Genomic DNA, 2,788 nt, shown 5'->3' with positions numbered 1-2,788 from the left:
TGTCCCCGAAATCCGGGTAGGGATTTTCGTCGGGACCCCAGCGGGCCACGTGCCCACCGCAGAAGCCGTTGCCGTTGGCTTTGAGGATCACGACCTTGATCTCGCGGTCGCGGTCGGCTTCGTGCAGGCAGTCGTCGACTTCCTGCACCAGCGTCGCATCCTTGGTGTTGGCCTTGTCGGCACGGTTGAGGATGATCCGCGCAATGGGCGGATCACGCTCGTAGATCACCGCTTCAAGGGTGCGGCGCTCCATATCGCGGCCTGGCTACGGTGGACGGCTACGCGTTGACCGGCTTGGCGACCTTCATCAGCTTCATCAGGTTGCCGCCCATGATCTTGGCGACATCCTCCGCACCGAAGTCGGCGAGCTCGTCGACGAAGGTGATCGGGTCCTTCAGGCCCTCGGGGTGCGGCCAGTCGGATCCGAACATCACCCGGTCGGTGCCCACCATGTTGACGATCTCGGTGAACCGGTCCTCCCAGAACGGTGTGATGTAGACGCAGCGTTTGAACGCCTCGACCGGGTTCTCGCTGAACGACTGCGGCATCTTCTTGTAAACGCCCTTGAGGCCCTTGAACAGGTCTGGCACCCAGTCGGCACCGTTTTCGATCGACAGGATCCGCAGTTCGGGGTTGCGGGATAGCGCGCCGTGGCACACCAGCGCACCCATCGCGTCCAGGATCGGCCGATGGCCCATCGCGAAGCTCCGGAACGCGGTCGGCTTGAACGGCAGGAACTCGTCGCCGGGCTCCCACACGTTCGCGAACTCGGAGTACCCGCTGTCCGAAGCGTGCATCGAGACCGGGATCTCGGCCTTGATGCAGGCCTGCCAGAACGGGTCGAATTCCTCGAGGCCGAATGACCGGCTGCCGCGGTAGCCGGGCACCGGCGCCGGGCGGACCAGCACGGTACGGGCGCCGCGCTCCAGGCACCATTCGAGTTCTTCCAGCGCGCGCTCGACGATGGGCAGCGTGATCACCGGGGTGGCGAAGATGCGCTCTTGGTAGTTGAACGTCCAGGTCTCGTGCATCCATTCGTTGAGGGCGTGGATGACGTCGTGGGTCATCTCCGGGTCGTCTTTCATGCGCTCCTCGACCAGGCTGGCCAGGGTGGGGAACATCAGCGCGTAGTCGATGCCGAGCTCGTCCATGACCTCAAGTCGTGGCCCCGGTTCACGGAAGGCGGGGATGGCCTTCATCGGCTCGCCCAGGATCTCGCGGTAGGTCTTGCCTTGCGCGCCGTTGCGGAAGTAGTCCTCCTGGGCGCCCGGCTTGGCGACCTTCTCGAACGTCGGGTTGGGGATGTACTCGCTGATGTGGCCACGCACCACGATCTTGGTGCGACCGCGAACCTGTACGTAGTCGATGACGTTCTTGCGCTTGTCCGGCAAGAACTTGGTCAAGGCTTCCTGCGGTTCGTACATGTGGTTGTCGGCGTCGAACACCGGGAAGGAAAGCTCGCGAGACGGCATGGCGATCTCCTTGCAGAAGTCTGGATTCTCAGGGGTGGTAATGACGTTACCACTTCTGTCCAGCAAGCTGTAATCGGGCTGGGGCGGGTCAGGCAGGCGGCCAGTCGGGAAGCTTCGGGGTCGCTCCGTTGATGACGGCGAAGTTCACCGTCGCCGTCGCGAGCAGCTGTTCGTCGCCTTCACCGTCGCCGTAGACGTCGATCTGCATCACCATCGCGCGCCGGCCGTTGCGCAGCATCCGCGGCACCGCGAACGCTGAGCCTTGACGGATCGGCCGCAGGTAGCGGATGACCAGATCGGCGGTCGTCATCGTGGTGCCCTCCTGCAGGTATTCCAGCCCGAACTGTCCGCCCGCAACATCGACGAGCGTGGCGATCAGTCCACCCTGCAGGGCGCCGGACGTGTTGACCACCTGCGGGGTCACCGGCAACGTCATCGCGAACTCGCCATCGCGAGCGCCCGGCCGGATACCGATCTGGCTGAACAACTCACTGAGCGTCGGTGGTCCCACTTGCTGGCCGTCGTCTGCGCCCAGCGCGCGGACGCAGAAGTCGTATAGATGGGCTGAATCGATTGGTGCACCGGTCAATTCGGCTCCCAGCCAATGCAATCGGAGGGCGCCCAAGATGGTCTGCATAACGATCGCCGCGGCGGGCCCCAGATCGAGGTTGGGCCGGAAAACCCCTTCGGTGATGCCGCGCTGCACGACGTCGCGAATCAGCTCGTGCAGCGGGGAGAGCACCCGGGCGTAGTCCCGGGGCCTGGTTTCGGCGAGGTGTTGGTTGTAGAGGTTCATCGCCCGATTCAGGCTGTCTTGGGTGCTCGACTCAGGCTCCGCGCTGATCCGGTCGATGATCAGCTTGATTGCCGCGGTGCTGTCCAACCCGGTCGTCTCGTCGCGCCAGGCTTGTGCCGACTGCGCCATGGTCCGCTCCAACAGGGCAATCAGCAATTCGTCCTTGCTGCTGAAATGCTGGTAGAAGGCCCGCAATGACGTCTTGGAGCGGGCGACGACTTCTTGCACGGTGAAGTCGGTCCGCCCGGTCTCACCGAGGATGTCCACCGCGGTTTTGATGAAGCGGGCATCACGCGTCGTCGGTTCGGCTTCGTCGTCCGGGGCCATCCCGCCTCCTCCGTCGCGCGTGATCACGCGCTGAGAATGAGGTTACCGCGCTTTCGGCGGGGCGGTTAGTAAGTATGGAACGGCCGGCCCTGTGGTTTCGCTGGGTCGTGGGTTGTCCCACGATCGAGGCGGAGACAGAGCCACTTGCGAAAGGAGCCGGCCGTTATGACCAGTGTTGCTCAATCGGGCCTGA

3 protein-coding genes are annotated in these 2,788 nt (G+C 64.0%); all 3 read right to left on the bottom strand.

Annotated elements, in window-relative coordinates; genetic code table 11:
• Positions 1–253, bottom strand: a 253-nt coding sequence (locus tag WAN71_RS07460) for an enoyl-CoA hydratase/isomerase family protein (protein ID WP_422224722.1), incomplete at its 3' end; no start/stop codon positions are given.
• Positions 254–278: 25 nt separating this feature from the next.
• Positions 279–1,472: an amidohydrolase family protein gene (locus WAN71_RS07455; RefSeq protein WP_422224721.1), complete on the bottom strand. Its 1,194-nt coding sequence runs from the start codon at positions 1,470–1,472 to the stop codon at positions 279–281.
• An 88-nt stretch (positions 1,473–1,560) separates the two neighbouring features.
• Entirely contained in the window at positions 1,561–2,595 is a 1,035-nt protein-coding gene (locus WAN71_RS07450; RefSeq protein ID WP_422224720.1) for a hotdog fold thioesterase, read from the bottom strand.
• Positions 2,596–2,788: the final 193 nt, after the last annotated feature.

It is taken from the genome of Mycobacterium sp. (assembly GCF_049280035.1).
In the GTDB taxonomy this organism is placed as follows: domain Bacteria; phylum Actinomycetota; class Actinomycetes; order Mycobacteriales; family Mycobacteriaceae; genus Mycobacterium.
Note: the sequence above shows the minus strand (reverse complement) of the source record. Positions and strands in the feature narration are given on the sequence as shown.

Coding starts and splice junctions, on each gene's coding strand:
- WAN71_RS07455 (WP_422224721.1), bottom strand. CDS start 1,472: ATGCCGTCTCGCGAGCTTTCCTTCCCGGTGTTCGACGCCGACAACCAC.
- WAN71_RS07450 (WP_422224720.1), bottom strand. CDS start 2,595: ATGGCCCCGGACGACGAAGCCGAACCGACGACGCGTGATGCCCGCTTC.